This is a genomic window from Micromonospora desertarenae (assembly GCF_056150265.1).
Window position 1 is genome coordinate 513519 of sequence record NZ_JAXCFQ010000002.1, and the last position, 16089, is coordinate 529607.

The 16089-nt window shown below is 72.2% G+C and carries 16 protein-coding genes, 1 tRNA gene and 1 pseudogene; 12 read left to right on the plus strand and 6 right to left on the minus strand.

The window, feature by feature from the left end; translation table 11 throughout:
* Window positions 1-312 precede the first annotated feature (312 nt).
* Entirely contained in the window at window positions 313-1173 is an 861-nt protein-coding gene (locus tag SM577_RS05405; RefSeq protein WP_474586421.1) for an NmrA family NAD(P)-binding protein, read from the minus strand.
* 64 nt (window positions 1174-1237) lie between these two features.
* On the opposite strand from SM577_RS05405, the gene SM577_RS05410 reads away from it, so the two are divergent.
* The 3 genes from SM577_RS05410 (at window position 1238) to SM577_RS05420 (ending at window position 4075) form a co-directional block, all read left to right on the plus strand.
* Window positions 1238-1582: a winged helix-turn-helix transcriptional regulator gene (locus tag SM577_RS05410; protein ID WP_474581474.1), complete on the plus strand. Its 345-nt coding sequence runs from the start codon at window positions 1238-1240 to the stop codon at window positions 1580-1582.
* 211 nt (window positions 1583-1793) lie between these two features.
* Window positions 1794-2669, plus strand: coding sequence for a zinc metalloprotease HtpX (gene htpX / locus SM577_RS05415; protein WP_302919548.1), 876 nt, complete (start codon window positions 1794-1796; stop codon window positions 2667-2669).
* A 146-nt stretch (window positions 2670-2815) separates the two neighbouring features.
* The gene (locus SM577_RS05420) at window positions 2816-4075 is read left to right on the plus strand and encodes an MFS transporter (RefSeq protein WP_302919547.1); all 1260 of its coding nucleotides are present in this window, start codon (window positions 2816-2818) and stop codon (window positions 4073-4075) included.
* Between the two features lie 151 nt (window positions 4076-4226).
* Here SM577_RS05420 and SM577_RS05425 read toward each other — a convergent pair whose 3' ends face one another.
* Window positions 4227-4667, minus strand: a complete 441-nt coding sequence (locus SM577_RS05425) for a MerR family transcriptional regulator (RefSeq protein ID WP_474586422.1) — start codon at window positions 4665-4667, stop codon at window positions 4227-4229.
* The gene (locus tag SM577_RS05430; protein WP_474586423.1) at window positions 4664-5008 is read right to left on the minus strand and encodes a hypothetical protein; all 345 of its coding nucleotides are present in this window, start codon (window positions 5006-5008) and stop codon (window positions 4664-4666) included. Before SM577_RS05430 ends, SM577_RS05425 begins: the two co-directional genes overlap by 4 nt.
* 164 nt (window positions 5009-5172) lie before the next feature.
* Here SM577_RS05430 and SM577_RS05435 point away from each other — a divergent pair.
* Both SM577_RS05435 and SM577_RS05440 read left to right on the plus strand, forming a co-directional pair.
* A pseudogene (locus SM577_RS05435) lies at window positions 5173-5325 on the plus strand (IMP dehydrogenase); the annotation flags it as partial.
* 245 nt (window positions 5326-5570) lie between these two features.
* Window positions 5571-6194, plus strand: coding sequence for a zinc-binding dehydrogenase (locus SM577_RS05440; protein WP_474586452.1), 624 nt, complete (start codon window positions 5571-5573; stop codon window positions 6192-6194).
* Between the two features lie 88 nt (window positions 6195-6282).
* Here SM577_RS05440 and SM577_RS05445 read toward each other — a convergent pair whose 3' ends face one another.
* Both SM577_RS05445 and SM577_RS05450 read right to left on the minus strand, forming a co-directional pair.
* Window positions 6283-6753 (minus strand): GNAT family N-acetyltransferase, encoded by a 471-nt coding sequence (locus SM577_RS05445; RefSeq protein WP_474586424.1) that lies wholly within the window; start codon window positions 6751-6753, stop codon window positions 6283-6285.
* Window positions 6754-7111: 358 nt separating this feature from the next.
* Window positions 7112-7606 carry a YajQ family cyclic di-GMP-binding protein gene (locus SM577_RS05450; protein ID WP_167179840.1) on the minus strand — a complete coding sequence of 165 codons (495 nt, stop codon included), beginning with the start codon at window positions 7604-7606 and terminating at the stop codon, window positions 7112-7114.
* A 148-nt stretch (window positions 7607-7754) separates the two neighbouring features.
* Between SM577_RS05450 and SM577_RS05455 the strand changes: the two genes are divergently transcribed.
* The 5 genes from SM577_RS05455 to SM577_RS05475 all read left to right on the plus strand — a co-directional run bounded on the left by SM577_RS05455 (window position 7755) and on the right by SM577_RS05475 (window position 12252).
* Window positions 7755-7838 (plus strand) — tRNA-Tyr (locus SM577_RS05455).
* Between the two features lie 415 nt (window positions 7839-8253).
* Window positions 8254-9012: an arginase family protein gene (locus SM577_RS05460; RefSeq protein ID WP_474586425.1), complete on the plus strand. Its 759-nt coding sequence runs from the start codon at window positions 8254-8256 to the stop codon at window positions 9010-9012.
* Window positions 9013-9166: 154 nt separating this feature from the next.
* Window positions 9167-10510 carry a chromate efflux transporter gene (gene chrA / locus SM577_RS05465; RefSeq protein ID WP_302919541.1) on the plus strand — a complete coding sequence of 448 codons (1344 nt, stop codon included), beginning with the start codon at window positions 9167-9169 and terminating at the stop codon, window positions 10508-10510.
* Between the two features lie 40 nt (window positions 10511-10550).
* On the plus strand, window positions 10551-10961 hold the full coding sequence (locus SM577_RS05470) for a nitroreductase/quinone reductase family protein (protein ID WP_474586426.1): 411 nt from the start codon (window positions 10551-10553) through the stop codon (window positions 10959-10961).
* A 52-nt stretch (window positions 10962-11013) separates the two neighbouring features.
* Entirely contained in the window at window positions 11014-12252 is a 1239-nt protein-coding gene (locus SM577_RS05475) for an MFS transporter (RefSeq protein WP_474586427.1), read from the plus strand.
* A gap of 118 nt (window positions 12253-12370) precedes the next feature.
* On the opposite strand, the gene SM577_RS05480 is transcribed toward SM577_RS05475, so the two are convergent.
* On the minus strand, window positions 12371-12715 hold the full coding sequence (locus tag SM577_RS05480; protein WP_302919538.1) for a DoxX family protein: 345 nt from the start codon (window positions 12713-12715) through the stop codon (window positions 12371-12373).
* A 544-nt stretch (window positions 12716-13259) separates the two neighbouring features.
* On the opposite strand from SM577_RS05480, the gene SM577_RS05485 reads away from it, so the two are divergent.
* Entirely contained in the window at window positions 13260-13478 is a 219-nt protein-coding gene (locus SM577_RS05485) for a hypothetical protein (RefSeq protein WP_302919537.1), read from the plus strand.
* 59 nt (window positions 13479-13537) lie between these two features.
* Window positions 13538-16066: a putative bifunctional diguanylate cyclase/phosphodiesterase gene (locus SM577_RS05490; protein WP_302919536.1), complete on the plus strand. Its 2529-nt coding sequence runs from the start codon at window positions 13538-13540 to the stop codon at window positions 16064-16066.
* The last annotated feature ends 23 nt before the right edge of the window (window positions 16067-16089 follow it).

Genomic DNA, 16089 nt, shown 5'->3' on the forward strand with positions numbered 1-16089 from the left:
GCTGACCACCGTCAGCGGCGCTGGGCGTCTCGGTGGAACGGCTCGCAGGCTGGAGTTCTGGGAGGAGGCGACGATCACCGCCCCGGACGGCACCGTCGTCACCGTCACGGGGCTACCCGCTCTCCATGGGCCGGAGGGCGGCGAGGCGGTCGCGGGCGACGTAGTCGGCTTCCTGCTCACGGCCCGGGGCCATCCCAGCGTGTACGTCAGCGGGGACAACGCCTCCATGGAACGTCGCCGAGTGAGAAGGCTTGCCCCGCATCGCACTCCGCCCGGGTGCGATGCGGGGCGCGATCCACCTGACCGCTCGGGTCAGACTCCCAGGTCGGCGAGCCATCGGGTGACCGGGCGCGGGAACAGGCCGAGCGCTTTCTGGGCGCTGTTGTCCTCGCCGATCGTGTTGCCGTTCTGAGTGTTCAGGGCCTGATAGAGGCCGACGACCGGAGCCGCGGCAGGGCCGAACATCGGGGTGATGAGGTCGCCGAACATGTCCGGGGTGATGGCCTCGAAGCGGACGTCGCGGCCGAGGTGCTCGGCGAACGCCGTGGCGAGGTCGGGACCGGTCAAACCCGGCAGGTGTCCGACCGCGACGGTGCCGGTGACGCTGGTGTCGGTGAGCAGGCGGACGACGACCTCGGCGACGTCCAGGTGCGAACTCCACGAGACCGGGAACACCTCCGGCAGCGGGTAGCGCAGCACACCGTCCTCGCGTGCGGGCCCGGCCACCACGGGCAGCAGCAGGTTCTCCAGGTACAAGCGCGGTGCGACGACGGCGGTGGACACGCCGGTGTCGGTGACCTTGCGAATCAGCGTGACGATCGGGCTGTCGTCTGCCGCTTGCAGTAGCGTTCCTGGCTGGTCGACGATCTGCCCGCTGGTGGAGATGACGACCCGCTGCGGCCGGGCGGTCGCGACGGCGGCGGCGACCGCCTCGGCCTGCGCGCTGCCCTGGCCGGGTGCACCGAGCGGCAGGTGAACGAAGACGCCATCCGCACCCGTGTAGGCAGCCGTAAGGGACGCGGCGTCGGCAAGATCGACCGCTACCGCATCGCCCCTGTCCGCAAGGTCGCCGGTGTGACGCACGGCAGCGATCGCCCGCTTGCCGGCGGCACGAAGAGCAGCGAGAACGGGCGAGCCCTGGGCGCCGGTGGCGCCGTGAACGATGTAGGTCATGCACCCATTAGTGCATACGATGCAGCAGTTACGTCAACTGCACTAATGAGGTACCTTCACTGGCATGACGAACGAGGTTGAGCTGCCGGAGTGCGGCGTAGCGCGCTTCCTGATGCTGTTCGACGGCCCGTGGGCGACGCTCATCCTCCGAGAACTCATGCACGGCCCCCAGCGCTTCGGCCAACTCCGTGAGGCACTACCAGGCATCAGTGCTCACACCCTGACAAACCGTCTACGGTTGTTCGAATCGCGCGGCATCGTCACCCGCACCTCCTACGCCGAAATCCCGCCTCGCGTCGTGTACGAGCTGACCGCCCTGGGATGGACGCTTCGTCCGGTGCTCGACGCGATGAACGAGTGGGGTGTGAACGCGCCGGCCTCCGCCTTCGTGCCGGCAGCGCCACGATGAAGCCGGGGTGCAGTGGCAGGCAGTACCCGGGCACCGCCAGCCGGGTGGAGAACAGCCAGGTCGGGGTGTTCCTGGTCTCGCCGGCGGCAATCGGGGGGCGGGCACTCCGGACGTCCCAGGCAACTCACAGCCATGAGACGGATGGTTGACGGGTACCGGGTTGTTGAACCGGTCAGCGGATCCTCGCGATCCGTGCACCGAAGGAGCGAACGTGCATCACAACCGTCTGAAGACCGCCGCGCTGCTCGGCCTGCTCACCTCGCTGATCCTGGCGGTGGGCTACTGGTTCGGCGGCAGTGGTGGACTGGTCATCGCCGTCGTCGTGTCCCTGCTGATGAACGGCTTCACCTACTTCTACTCGGACAAGCTCGCACTGCGCTCGATGCGGGCGCAACCGGTCACCGAGGCGCAGTTCCCCGAGCTCTACCGGATGGTCCGCGAGCTGGCCACCGAGGCCCGGCAGCCGATGCCGCGGCTCTACGTGAGCCCGACGTCGCAGCCGAACGCGTTCGCCACCGGGCGCAACCCGCAGAACGCGGCGGTCTGCGTGACCCAGGGGATCACCGAGATCCTCGACTACCGCGAGCTGCGTGGCGTGATCGGACACGAGCTGTCGCACGTCTACAACCGGGACATCCTCATCTCCAGCGTGGCCGCCGGCCTGGCCGGCATCATCACCACGCTGGCGAACATCGCCTGGTTCATCCCGCTGGGCGGTGGGGACGACGAGGACTCGCCGAACCCGGCCGTGCTGCTGCTCACCATCATCCTGGGCCCGATCGCCGCGACGATCATCCAGCTGGCCATCAGCCGGAGCCGGGAGTTCCAGGCGGACGCCTCCGGCGCCCAGCTGACCCGGGACCCGCTGGCCCTGGCGAGCGCGCTGCGGAAGATCCACATGGGCACCCAGCGCCGGCCGCTGCCGGCTCAGGGGCAGCTCACCAGCACCGCCCACCTGATGATCGACAACCCGTTCCGGGGTGGCGGTGTGGCGGCGCTCTTCTCCACCCACCCGCGGATGGAGGAGCGGGTCGCCCGGCTGGAGCGGATGGCCGCCAGCGCCGGCCCGGTGCAGTTCGAGCGTTGACCTGAGAACCACCGGCTCCGCCCGTACCCGGACCTCCGGGTGCGGGCGGAGCCGTGTGTACGGGCACAAACCGTTTCTCCGACGGGCGACCGAGCGTTAGGGTCAAAACGTCTTCCACTCATTACACCCCTGCGAGGAGGTCGATCGTGGCCGCACTGCGCCAGTACCTGGGCGTCTGGCGGATCCCCGGGGCCCCGATGCTGCTGGTCACCGGCATCGTCGGCCGGCTCGGGATCGGCATGACACCGCTGGCGCTGCTGCTCGTGGTCGAGCAGGTGACCGGGGGATACTCGCTCGCCGCGGTCGCCGGTGGCATCTACGCCCTCTCCGGCGCCGCGCTCAGCCCGGTCGCCGGGCGGATCGCCGACCGGGTCGGCCCCACCCCGGTGCTGCTCGGCACCGCGGTCGCCCACCCGCTCGCCCTGCTGGGCCTGCTCGGCGCGGCCCGCCCCGGCGGTGGCAACCTGTCGATGATCTTCCTGGCCGCCGGGGTCGCCGGCGCCACCTACCCGCCGCTGACCGCCGCGATCCGGGGCGCCTGGAACGACCTGACCGCCCCCGCCACCGGCCGGCACCACCTGCGCAACACCGCGCTGGCCGCGGAGACCACCCTGTTCGAGATCGTCTTCGTGCTCGGTCCGCTGCTGGTGGCCGGGTTCGTGCTGGTCGCCGACGCCCGGGCCGCGTTGGTCGGCTCGGCCGTGGTGACCCTCGTCGGCACCACGGCGGTGGCACTCGGCCGGGTGATGCGCGGCTGGCGTCCGCACCCGCACGAGCACCGGGCCCGCGGCCTCGGCCCGCTGCGCGTCGCCGGCTTCCCGGCGCTGCTGCTCTGCGTGGCCAGCCTGGGCATCGCCTTCGGCGCGGCGGGTGTGATCGTGCCGGCCTTCGCCACCGGCTACACCGCCGACGACCCGGACAGCCTGGCCGGGGTGCTGCTCGCCGTCTGGGGCATCGGGAGCGCCGCCGGTGGGTTCTGGTTCGGCGTCCGCCGGCCGTCGCCCAACATGACCCGGCAGTTCGCCTGGCTGCTCGGCGCGGTGGCGGCCAGCTTCGCCGTCTTCGCGCTGATGCCCACCCCGGCCGCGCTGGGCACCGCGCTGGTGATCGGCGGTGCCACCATCGCGCCCGCGCTCACCCTGGAGAACACCCTGGTCGGGCGGATCTCGCCGGTCAGCATGCTGAACGAGGCGTACACCTGGGTGGTCACCATGTCGGTCGGGGCGAGCGCGGCCGGCGGCGCGGTCGCCGGGCTGATCGTCGACCACGCCGGCGGGGTGCCCTGGGCGTTCCTCTTCGCCGGGGCCGCGGTCGCCGTCGGGGCCGCGGTCGCCGCGCTGCCGGGCGGCCCCATCGCCCGCGCGGAGGCCGCGACGGTACGCGTCGACGAGCCCATCCCGGCCTGACCGGGAGGTCTGGGGCCGACCCGGAACGGGTAGAAGGCGACCATGTTCGTCTTCTTCTCGAACCGGGTCGGCTGCCTCGGCTCGCTGCTGATCAGCGCGATCCTCACGGTGATCCTGCTGCTGATCTTCGCCGGCTGACCCGGATGGCCGGTCAGTGGGCACCGCCCCGGTCGCTGCCGTCGGCGAAGGGCAGCGGGCAGCGGGAACTGCCGGCGCAGGCGACGAGGTCGTCGCAGCCGGCCGAGACGGCCGCCCGCAGCGTGTCCCGGATGACCGTCAGGTCCGCCAGCTTCCGCTCCACCTCGGCCAGCTTCCGCACGGCCCGGGCCCGCAGGCCGGTGTCCGGGCGGCCGCCGTGGTGGTGCCGCCCGGCGTCGATCAGGTCGGCGACCTCGGTGAGGGTGAAGCCGAGGCGCTGCGCGGTACGGATCACCCGCAGCAGGGTGACCGTCTCGGCCGGATACAGCCGATGCCCGCCGGGGGACCGCCGCGGGGCGGCGAGCAGGCCACGACGCTCGTAGTAGCGCAGCGTCTGCGGGTTGACGCCGGCCGCCTCGGCCAGTTGACCGCTGCGCAGCCTGGCCCCGCTCACCGCGCGTCCGCCGTCGCGGCCAGGCCGTCGAGCACCTCGACGTACGCCGCCGGCACCCGGACCTCCAGCGTCAGCGCGTCCGGGCCGGACCGGGCGAGGTCGAAGGTGAAGAACGAGCAGCAGGACGACTCGCGGGCGATGAGGTCCCGCGCCGCCTGCTCCACCCGCGCCGAGCCGTCGAGCCGCAGCCGCAGGTGCCGGGCCGACGGCCGGTCGACGCCCCGCACCGCGGTACGGAGGAACTCGGTGAACTCGGCGAGCCGCAGCGGCCGTTCGGCCGTCGGCAGGGTGCACGCAGCCGGCACCCAGGCGTCGTCCGTGGTGAGGTGGTGTCCGCTCATGCCCCGACGGTAAGCCTGTACCCGGGTACCGGATGCAACCCCGATGACGGAAGCCGGGTGGTGCGGTAGCAGCCGTACCGGGCGCTGTGTCCCACGGCCTGGCCGGGGTAAGCCGGAAGGGTGGGCCGTGCCCCGGCCGAACCGCGGATCGAAAGGAAGACCCCATGCGTGGTGCCGTCCTGCACGCCCCCGGCGACGTCCGGGTGGAGGAGCGCGAGGACGCGCGGATCCTCCTCCCCACCGACGCCGTCATCCGCCTCGCCGCCACCTGCGTCTGCGGCTCGGACCTGTGGCCGTACCGCGGCATCGAAGCGGTCAACGGGCCGTCCCCGATGGGCCACGAGTACGTCGGTGTGGTCGAGGAGGTGGGCAGCGAGCTAGGAACGTCAAGCCCGGCCAGTTCGTCGTCGGCTCCTTCTTCGCCTCCGACAACACCTGCCCCATCTGCCGGGCCGGCTACCAGTCCTCCTGCCTGCAACGGGAGCCGGTCGGCGGACTCGGCGCCCAGGCCGAGTACCTGCGCGTCCCGCTGGCCGACGGCACCCTGGTCGCCACGCCCGAGATGCCCGCGGACGACCTGGTCCCGGACCTGCTCGCGGCCTCCGACGTACTCGGCACCGGCTGGTTCGGCGCGGTGGCCGCCGAGGTGGGCCCGGGCAAGACCGTCGCGTTCGTCGGTGACGGTGCGGTGGGTCTGCTCGCCGTGCTGGCGGCCCGGCGCCTCGGCGCGGAACGCGTCATCGCGGTCAGCCGGCACGAGCCCCGCCAGAAGCTGGCGGCCCACTACGGTGCGACCGAGATCGTCACCGAGCGCGGTGACGAGGGCGTGGCGCGGATCAAGGACCTCACCGACGGGCTCGGCGCGCACTCGGTCATCGAGGCGGTCGGCACCCAGGAGTCGATGATGCAGGCCATCCGCTCCACGCGGGCGGGGGGCCACGTCGGCTTCGTCGGCGTGGCACACGGCGTCGAGGTGCCCGGCGAGGAGCTGTTCTTCTCCCACGTGCACCTGCACGGCGGCCCGGCCCCGGTGCGTCGTTTCCTGCCCGAGCTGATCGACCTGATCTGCCGCCGTGAGATCGACCCGGGCAAGGTCTTCGACCTCACCCTCCCGCTCGAGCAGGCCGCCGAGGGCTACCGGGCCATGGACGAACGTCGGGCGATCAAGGTGCTGCTCAACCCGTGAGCCGGGCCGTCGCCGCCGACCGGTGTTCCGCACGATGGCCGGTGGCGACGACGCCCGCCGGGTCGTCGACGACCACTGTCTGCTGTCGCTACCTGTCCGCCGGCTTTTCGAGGTGGACCAGCACCACGTCGGACGTCAACCGCACCCGACGAACCTCGGTGTAGCCGTGCCGCTCGTAGAGGCGGATGTTGGCGCGGCTCAGATGGCCGGTGAACAGCGTGTAGCGGTCCGCCTTACCGGCTGCCTCGCGCTCAACAGCGGTCAGCAGCCGCGTGCCGATGCCGCGGCCCTGGAGATCCGGCGCAACCACGAGGCGGCCGATATGCAGGACCGACCCCTCGAGACGAGCGCGGACCGAGCCCACGATGCGGTGCCCCAGCGTCGCCTTCAGCGCCAGATCCGACCCGAGCTCGGCGGCCAGCTCGTCGTACGTCTGAGTCAGAGCGGGCAGCGAGGCATCGCTGTAGAGCTGGGCCTCGGTGACGTAGGCGGCCCGCTGGAGGGTGAGGATCTCTCCCACGTCCACGGGCAGTACGGGAGAGATCACGACGTCGACCATCGGGCGATCGTAGGAGCCGACGATGGCCCCAACAAACCGAACTGCTCTGCCGCGATGCGCGCGCCCCCGTCGCGGACGGTGAGGGGGCTCCGCGAAGCGCCTTGAGGATCATGTCGGGCCTCAGACGGGACGCGAGTGTCGAGCAATTCGCGGACACGGCAGGCCGGCTGCCGGCGATGTGGACGCTCCTGTTTGGTCGAGTGGGGAGGGCGGCCCGGCGCACAGGCTCGCTGACGAAGCTCGGAGCCAGGCCGCCGCCAGGCCGTCAGAGGGCGACGCTCACCAATGACGGCAACCGGCGGCGGCCTTTGCCCGGGCAGCGGGTCGGTACGAGCCGACCTGCGACGAAGCGCGGGCCTTACCGGTAGTTGGTGAACTGCAGGGCGACCCCGAAGTCCTCGCCCTTGAGCAGGGCGATGACGGCCTGGAGGTCGTCCTTCTTCTTGCCGGTCACCCGCAGTTGGTCGCCCTGGATCTGGGCCTGGACGCCCTTCGGGCCCTCATCGCGGATCTTCTTGCTGATCGCCTTGGCCTTGTCCGAGTCGATGCCCTGGATGACCTTGCAGTCGATCTTGAACACCTTGCCGGAGGAACGCGGGTCACCGGCGTCCAGCGACTTGAGCGAGATGTTCCGCTTGACCAGCTTCTCCTTGAAGACCTCCAGCGCGGCCCGCACCCGCTCCTCGGTCTCGGCCTGGAGGCTGATCGCCTCCTCGCCCGACCAGGAGATCTCGGCGCCGGTGCCCCGGAAGTCGAACCGCGTCGCGAGCTCCTTCTCGGCCTGGCGGAGGGCGTTGTCGACCTCCTGCCGGTCGACCTTGCTCACGATGTCGAACGACGGGTTCGCTGCCATGCTCATGCTCCTGCTGTCCGGCGGTTTGTGGTCCTGTGTCCCCCGCTGACCAGCGGTACGACCCCCTGACGGTACCCGCTTGCACCTGTGCCGGGGGGAGCCGCTATCCTTGCTCTCGCTGCCGCGTCGCGACGCGGTGGGGTGCCCTGGCGGGTTGCCCGAGCGGCCAATGGGAGCGGACTGTAAATCCGTCGCGAAAGCTACAGAGGTTCGAATCCTCTACCCGCCACCAGGAGCGCCAACGGCCCCTGACCAGCAGAGATGCTGATCAGGGGCCGTTGTCTTTGAGCTAGCTGGGTCCGGCTGAGTCCAGCGGGTCGCGAGTCGTCGTGGGCATACCGTGGGCGGGTTGATCAAGCCGGGTTGCTCGTTCGATGCTCGGGTTGTCGACGGCGTTGCCTGGGCCGCTGAGACGGCCTGTGGCTGTGGGACACGGGGCCGGGGGCGAGCCGATCCGGGGTTTGGACTGGCGCGGCAGACGGAAGCCCTGAGCCGGCCGTTGGCCCGCGTTGGTCGGCTTCCGTACCGCCTGCAGCTGATGCGGCGCGGGGCGGATAGCCGGATGACGTGCAGCCAGGCCCGGGTTTGGCCGTCACACGCGTCGTGGTGGACGTGGTCAGCGCCATGCGCGTGAATATCCTGCGGTGGTGACGATTATTCACGTGCCGTACCACCAGGACGAGCGGCTGGCTGACGACAGTCTCCCGGTGTCCGGCGCCGACACTGTGACCGTCGAGGCCGCGCTACCGGACGGGACTGTCTGGCAGCGCCTCAATGTGCTGTACGACGCCGTCGCCGCCGCCGTGGCGGAGCATACCCGCGGGGGCGCGGTACCGACCGTTGTCTCCGGTGACTGCCTGGTCGCCCTGGCAACAATCGCCGGCGTTCAGCGGGCTGGCGCCGAGCCCGGCGTCGTGTGGTTCGACGCGCACGGTGACGTGCACACCCTGGAAACCTCGACGTCGGGATACCTCGGCGGTCTGGCACTGCGTCTGGCCATGGGCGCGCACGACGAGTTGCTGGCCAAGCCTCTCGGCCTGCGTCCGATCGCCGAGGACCGGGCCATCCTCGTGGACGCGCGCGACCTGGATCCGGCCGAGGTCGCATACCTGGCCCAGAGCAGGCTGGTGCGGCGAACCGTCGATGAGGTCGACGACGTGGTCCTACCCGGAGGACCCATCGTCCTGCATGTCGATGTCGATGTCGTCGACGCCGACGAACTGCAAGACCTGCGGTTTCCAGCGTCGGGCGGGCCGTCCACTGACGCGGTCCTACGGGCAGTCCAGCGGGTGCTCGCGACCGGCCGCGTCGTCGCCTTGAATATCGCGTGCCCGTGGCACCCCGCCCGTGCCGAACGCGACCGTGCCGTCCGCACGGCGCTCCTCACCGCGCTCACCGACGCCTGACCGCACAAGCATGGGTCACCGTCCCGCACCGTGGAATTACCTACTAAGCCGATAGATATTGCCGGAGACTGCCGGCATGGCGGATGTGACGGGAGTCGGAGCCGACGTTTCGCCGGGGTCGCCGGCGGCGCCGGCGGTTCCGGTACGGGATGTGGTGCCGTTCGGGCAGGCGGTCCGCGCCTGGTTCTCGATCTCGCTCCAGACGTTCGGCGGCCCGGCCGGGCAGATCGCCGTGATGCAGCGCCACCTGGTCGACGAGCGCCGGTGGATCGGGCAGCGGCGGTTCCTGCACGCCCTGAACTACTGCATGCTGCTGCCCGGCCCGGAGGCCCAGCAGCTCGCCATCTACGTGGGATGGCTGCTCAACGGGCTGCGGGGTGGCCTGATCGCGGGGATCCTGTTCGTGCTGCCCGGCGTCGTGGCCCTGCTGGCGTTGTCGGCGCTGTACGTGGGGTTCGGCGACACCCGGATCGTGACGGCGTTGTTCGCCGGCCTGGCGCCGGCGGTGGTGGCGATCGTCGCCCAGGCGGTGTGGCGGGTCGGCAGCCGCGCCCTGGCGCACCCGGTCCTGCTCGGCTTCGCCGTCACCGCGTTCGCCGCCCTGGCGGTGTTCGGGGTGCCCTTCCCGATCGTCGTGGCGTTGGCCGCGCTGGCGGGGTGGGCGGTCCACCGGTGGCGCCCGGCGTACCTCACCTCCGCCGGCCACGGCTCCGGCGGGACGGCCGGTCCCGCCCCGCTGATCTCGGACGACGCGCTGCACCATGGCCGGCCGACCGCTCGGCGTGCCCTGACGGTCCTGGTGGTCGGCCTGCTCGCCTGGTTCGTCCCGGTCGCCGCGGTGGCGGCGCTGACCGGGGTCGGGAGCGTCTACACCCAGCAGAGCCTGTTCTTCTCCGGGACCGCCGTGGTGACGTTCGGCGGCGCGTATGCGGTGCTCGCGTTCGTCGCGCAGCGAGCGGTGGAGGAGTACGGGTGGCTGACGGCCGGGGACATGGTCCGGGGACTGGCGCTGGCCGAGACCACCCCCGGCCCGCTGATCATGGTCGTGCAGTTCGTCGCGTTCCTGGGCGCGTACCACAATCCGGGCAGCCTCGATCCCTGGGTCGCGGGCGTCGTCGGCTCACTGTTGACGACCTGGGTGACCTTCGTGCCGTGCTTCCTCTTCGTCCTGCTGGGCGCGCCCTACGTGGAACGCCTCCGGGGCAACCACACGCTGTCCGCCGCGCTGACCGGGATCACCGCCGCGGTGGTCGGCGTCATCGCCAACCTCGGCCTCTACTTCGCCGCGCACACCCTCTTCGCCCGGCAGCACCTGGTGACGACCGGCCCGCTGCACCTCGAACTGCCCGTGCTGACCAGTTGGCGGCCGGTGCCGCTGGCCATCGCCGCGATCTCGGCGGTGCTGGTCTTCGGGCTCCGCTGGTCGGTGCTGCGCGTCCTCGGCGTCAGCGCCGCGCTCGGCCTGGCCGCCGGCCTGGCCGGCCTGCCCGTGTCCTGACGCCCGCGGCCGGCCGTTGCTGATGTGGTCAACTGTCCGGGTGACCCGACCTGTCCCGACACGTCTTCCGCCCGGCGTGGAGGTCCGGCTGGCCGACGAGTTGAACGTGTGGCTGTGCACCCTGCGTCGCGACGGCTCGCCCCACGTGACGCCGGTCTGGTTCGTCTACGCCGACGGCGCCTGGTGGATCGGCTGCGACGATCGCAGCGTCAAGGTCCGCAACGTGCTGGCCGACCCGCGGGTCTCCCTGGCCCTGGAGGACGGCACCAGTCCCGTCGTCGCCGAGGGCGTCGCCCAGGTGCACCGCGGCGACTTCCCGACCGGGGTCGTCGCGGCGTTCGCCGGCAAGTACGGGGGATGGGACGTCCGGCAGCGGGCCGCCGGGGGCGGTGGCCGGGTGCTGCTGGAGATTCCCGTCCGGCGCTGGCTGCTCGCCGGCACTGCCCAGTGAGCCCGAGGCGACGCGGGCCGGTGACGTGACACCGCGACGGAAGGGGTGGGAGTTGGCGCCGGAGGTTTCGCCGCGCCGGGCCTGGGCGGCGCTGGTCGTGCTGTCCCTCGCCGCGTTCGCGTTCATCACGACCGAGCTGCTGCCGATCGGCCTGCTCACCCATATGGCGCCGGATCTCGACCGGTCGCGCTCGCAGGTGGGTCTGCTGGTCAGCGGCTACGCCGTCGTGGTCGTGCTGGCGTCCGTACCGCTGGCCCGGCTGACCCGGCGGATCCCCCGCCGCGCGCTGCTCGGCGCGACGCTGGGGCTGTTCGCGGCCGCGAACCTGGTGGCCGCGCTCGCCCCGACGTACACCGTGCTGGCCGGCGCCCGGATCGTCACCGCGCTCGCCCAGGCCCTGTTCTGGTCGATCGTCTCGCCCGCGGTGACCGGCCTCTTCCCGGTCGCCGTGCGCGGCCGGGTGGTGGCACTGTTCGCGGTCGGCGCGGCGCTCGCCCCGGTGCTCGGCGTCCCCGCCGGCACCTGGCTGGGACAGCAGGCCGGCTGGCGCGCGGCGTTCGCGGTGCTGGCCGCCGTCGGCGCGGCCATCGCCGCCGTGGTCGTCGCGCTGATCCCGTCGTACGCCCCGGCGGCCGGCGGCGCCGCCCGGGGCACCGCGCCGGACGGTCGCCGTTTCCTGATGCTCCTGGTCGCCACCGCCGTCGGCATCGGCGGCTTCATGACCTTGCAGACCTACGTCACGCCGCTGCTGCTCGACGTCAGCGGCTTCGCCGACGCCGCGCTGGCGCCCCTGCTGTTCGTCTCCGGCGCGACCGGCGTGGTCGGCACGATCCTGGTGGGCCGCACCCTCGACGCCCACCCGATCGGGTCGCTGCTGGTGCCGCTGGGCGTCGGCACCACCGCCCTGCTCGGCCTGTACGCGCTCGGCACACTGCGACCCGCCACAGTGGTCCTGCTCGCCGGCGTCGGCTTCGCCTACGCGGCGTTCGGCACCGCTGTGCAGAGCCGCATGCTGCAACTCGCCCCCGGCAGCACCGACATCGCCTCGGCCGGCGTCAGCACCGCGTTCAACGTCGGGATCGCCGGCGGGTCGGTGCTCGGCGGCGCCCTGCTGCCCGGCCCCGGTCCGCGGCTGCTCGCCCTCGTCGGTGGACTGCTGACCCTGGTCGCGCTCGCGGTGCTCGTCGTCGACGCGCGACGGCGCGCGGCCCGACCCGGTGCCCGGTCCGCCCCGTCGGCGGTCGACCTCGGCAGGACCGGGGACGACGAGACGGCCGCGGCCACCCGGTGAGGTGGGCCGCCGTACGGTTGCGGCGGCCACCCGACGGTCGCGGGGGTCGGTCGACGGCCGCGCGCCGGCCCGCCCGGCCCCGGCCGGCCGGGCAGGCCGCTGCCAACGTGCCGGCCCCTCAGCCGGCGAACAGGGCCAGCGAGCCGACCACCGGCGCCGCGTACAGCAGCGGGAACGGGACGTGCGCGTACGACCGGGCCCGGAGCACGGTGACGACCGCGCCGGTGAAGTACAGCGCCAGGCCGACCCCGGCCAGCACCCCGACGACCGGCACGACCAGGCCGACCAGCAGGCCCAGGGCGCCCGCGGCCTTGGCGGCGCCCAGCCAGGGCCACCACGAGCGGGGCACGCCGTAGTCGGCGAGCGGCTCCACTACCCACTTGGCGCCCAGGAACACCGAGGCGGCGGAGAAGCCGACCATCGCGGCGGCCAGGACGGTGACGACGACGTAGCTGGTGGACATGGCGCTGCTCCTCATCGTGCGGATGCCGGTGACCCCGGCTGACTGACTTCCTCACCGCGTTGACCCGCCGCACCGCGCGGGTGTGACAGGAGACCGGAAGAACTTTTCCCGGGTGCCCGCCGCGATCCGGTCGCGTGCGGGGCCGGCGGGTTCCGTGGCTCGGCGGCGGTTACGCAACGGAGGGTGGCGGGGTGCTGGCGTCGGGGAGCGGACGATGTATGGTGGTCGATGTGCCCGCCGCGCTGACGTACCGTCGTGTGGGGAAGCCGATGGTATGGCGGGGTGTGAACCGATCCGTCGGGTACGAGTCGATCAAGCAGTTGCCACGGATTGCCGTGAAGGTCGTAATCCGCAGGGTGCGAAGTGGCCGGTGACCCGCGACCCCCGTGATCTGGGCCGGCTCGACGATGGCGGTGGCCCGAACGGCGCAACCTGGTCAACGCTCGGGCGGGGCGGGTTGGCGCGGCTTTTCCGTGCGCCCGCTCGTGTGGCACGATCGTGGAACCTCCACCATCCCTGTGACACTTCCCCGACAGGAGCAAACATGTCTGGTCGATGGCTGGGCCGACTGGCTGGCTCGCTCCTCGTGCTTGCTGCCGCTGCCGTGATCGTCTACACCACCGGTCTCTACGCCGTCGCCGGCAACTACCAGGCCGCCGACATCATCTGGACCATCAGCCCGGGAGACTCCGCGACCTACCTGGCCGGCGACATCATCTGGACCGTCAGCCCGGGAGACGCCGCCGTCGGCAGCGGTCTCTGAACGGAGCCATGAGCATCACCGGCTGACGGCCGAGGCCGCGCCGGTTGTAGGGGAGCGGCATGGCGCAGCGTGAGCGCCCGCGACGGCGGTCGACCGACCATGCCTGGCTCATCACCGGGCCGCTGGCGCTGTTCGCCGTCGTCTGCGCCACGGTGACCGCGCTGGTCGCCGACGAGGCGGTCGGCGAGTGGCCGCAGGCGGCCCTGCTGCTGGTCGTCATGGTCGGAGTCGGCATCCCGGTGCTCAACTTCGTGGTCCGGCGCCAGTCGTTCGGCGTGACGCTCACCGAGATACCGCTCGTCGTCGCGCTGTACCTGCTTCCGCCGCTGACCGTCGTGGTCATCTACACGGTGGCGTCGGTGGTCACCCAGACCCGGCACCGCTTCTCACCGGCCAAGTTCTGGTTCAACGTCGCCAAGGCGGCGGCGGGCACCTCGCTGGCCGGGCTGGTCCTGCAGGCGCTGCCGCCGATGGGGGTGGTGGGCCCCGGCACCTGGCTGAGCCTCTTCGCCGCCGTCACCGCGGTGATCCTGGTCAGCCTCGCCGCGGTGGTCGGCGTGCACACCCTGTTGCAGGGGTGGCAGGCCGGCCGGGACGCGCTCCGTACCGCTCCGCCGGCGCTGCTGACCGCGGCGATCAACGTCTCGATGGGCCTGATCATCCTGATCGCCGTGACCGCCACCTGGTGGTCGTTGGTGCTGCTGGCGGCGCTGGCGGCGGCGCTGGTCCTGGTCTACCGCTCCTACGCCCAGTTCTTCCGCCAGCACCGCACGCTCGCCGAGATGTACGACCTGACCCGGGCGATCGCCGAGCGCGGCCAGGACGGCAGCCTGGTCGACGCGCTGCTGGGCCGGGTGCGCGCCCTCATGCAGGCCGAGTACGCGACGCTCTGGCTGCCCGCCCAGGGCCGGCACCCGGAGGTCCTGCTCACCGCCCGGGTGGACGACCCGGGCCTGCTCGACGTCGTGCCGACCCCGGCCACCCTCCGCGAGCAGGCCGCGGCCGAGGGCCGGACGATCGCTGTCGGCCGGGCCTTCGACGGCGCCCAGGAGGCGCGCCGGACGCTGAGCGACGGCAAGATCAAGGATGTCGTCGTGGTGCCGCTCCGCTCCGGCCAGGCGGTCATCGGCACCCTGGAGGTCGCCAACCGGCTCAGCGACGTCGGCCACTTCAGCCCGGGTGACATCCCCATCTTCGAGACGGTCGCGGCGCACGCCGCGGTCGCTCTGGAGAACTCGCGGCTGGTGGACCGGCTGCGCCACGACGCCTACCACGACGCGCTGACCAAGCTGCCCAACCGCCGCCGGATCGTCGGCGCGCTGGACGAGTCGGTCCGGATCCGGGCACCCGGCGAGGTGGTGGCGCTGCTGCTCTTCGACGTCGACGGCCTGCGCCAGGTCAACGAGTCGCTCGGCCACGCCGCCGGCGACAAGGTGCTCGCCGAGGTCGCCGAGCGGCTGCGGGCCTCCGCGCCGTCGGCGGCCCTGGTCGGCCGGGCCGGCGGCGACGAGTTCCTGGTGACGCTGCGGCTGGAGAGCGTCGACGCGGCCCTCGAACTCGCTGCCCAGTTGCGGGAGCAGATCCGCGACGAGATGGTCTTCGACGGGCTCACCCTGGACGTCGACACGGCGGTCGGCGTCGCCGTGCACCCGGATCACGGCAGCGACGCGGCCTCCCTGCTGCAACGGGTCGACCTGGCGGCGACCGCGGCGAAGTCGGTGCCGGGCAGCGTGCAGCTGTTCAACCCGGCGCTGGAGTCCCGGTCGCTGCGCCGGCTCGGCCTCGCCGGCGACCTGCGGCGGGCGCTCGACGACGGCGAGCTGGAGGTCTACTTCCAGCCGAAGGTCACGCTGCGGGACCGCCGGCTGGTCGGGGTGGAGTGCCTGGCCCGCTGGGAGCACCCGGCGCACGGCACGGTCGCCCCGGAGGACTTCGTCGCGGTGGCCGAGCACACCGGCCAGCTCGGCCGGTTCACCGAGTTCGTGCTCCGGGAAGGGCTGCGGCGCAGCCGCGACTGGGCGCCCGGCGGCCAGCCGCTCGCCGTCGCGGTCAACCTCTCCGCCCGTACGCTCACCGACCAGCACTTCCCGGCCCGGGTCGCCGAACTGCTCGACGAGTACGGCGTACCGCCGCAGCGGCTCACCCTGGAGATCAAGGAGTCCGGGGTGCTGGACGGCACCGACCGGCCCATCCCCACCCTGCGCCGGCTGCGCGACCTCGGCGTACGGCTCTCGGTGGACGACTTCGGTACCGGCGACTCGTCCCTGGCCCACCTGCGCCGGCTGCCGGTGCACGAGGTCAAGGTCGACCGCTCGTTCGTGCAGGGCATGGCGACCGACCCGGGTGACCTGGCGATCGTGAACGCGGTGGTCACCCTCTCCCAGCAGTTCGGGCTCGCCGTGGTGGCCGAGGGCGTGGAGAGCGAGCTGACCCTGGAACTGCTCCAGGACATCGGCTGCGAGATCGGGCAGGGCTTCCTGTTCAGCCGCCCGCTGCCGTACGAGCGGCTGGAGGCCTGGTTCGGCGCCCAGGTGGACCCGGAAACGATCACCGCGGGCGAGCTGCCGCGCCTGCGTGTGGTGCCCTGACCTGGGGGAACGGCCCGGTGCGG